This window comes from Micrococcus sp. iso_26 (genome assembly GCF_056172975.1).
This window is the reverse complement of the sequence record NZ_JBWBTV010000029.1, coordinates 1-642: the sequence shown is the minus strand read 5'-3', so window position 1 is coordinate 642 and position 642 is coordinate 1. Positions and strand designations below refer to the sequence as shown.

The 642-nt window shown below is 69.3% G+C and carries 1 pseudogene; it reads right to left on the bottom strand.

From position 1 onward, the window contains the following. Nucleotides 1–642: pseudogene (locus tag AC0VX0_RS12400) on the bottom strand (IS5 family transposase); the annotation flags it as partial.

The window sequence follows — 642 nt, the reverse complement described above, 5'->3', positions numbered from 1 at the left end:
CCGTCTGCGGTGGTCCTGCTGGTCGGCTGGTTCGGGGATGACGGCCCTGATCCGGCGGGAGCGCAGATGGGTGCGGATCGCCCTGGAGGAGTACGCCTTGTCGCCCAGCACGGCCTCGGGGCGGGTCCGGGGCCGCCCTACTGGCCGGGTCACGCGCAGCTGCTCCAGAAGAGGAAGCAGCATCGGGGAGTCCCCTGCCTGGCCGGGGGTGATCAGGCTGACCAGCGGCAGCCCGGTCCCATCGACAAGCTGATGGATCTTCGTGCTCAACCCGCCCCGGGAGCGCCCGATACCGTGATCGGCCGGCTCCTCACGCAGATTCTTGTAGTTCGATCCAGCCCCCCGTGTGGCGGGTGATGTTCGTCGCGTGCTGGTGGGCGCGGGCGATCGTGGAGTCCACCGCCACCGACCAGTCGATAAGGCCTTCAGCGTCAGCAGCCGCCGTGAGGGTCGCCAACACCGTGTCCCAGGTGCCCTCTTCGGCCATGCGCCGATGCCAGGTCCACACGGTCTGCCAGGGCCCGTAGACCTCGGGCAGATCACGCCACGGAATCCCGCACCTGTACCGGTAGATGATGGCCTCGACCATCGTGCGGGCATCGGCGAAGGGTCGGCCCTGTCGGCCCGTGCGGGCTGGGAGCA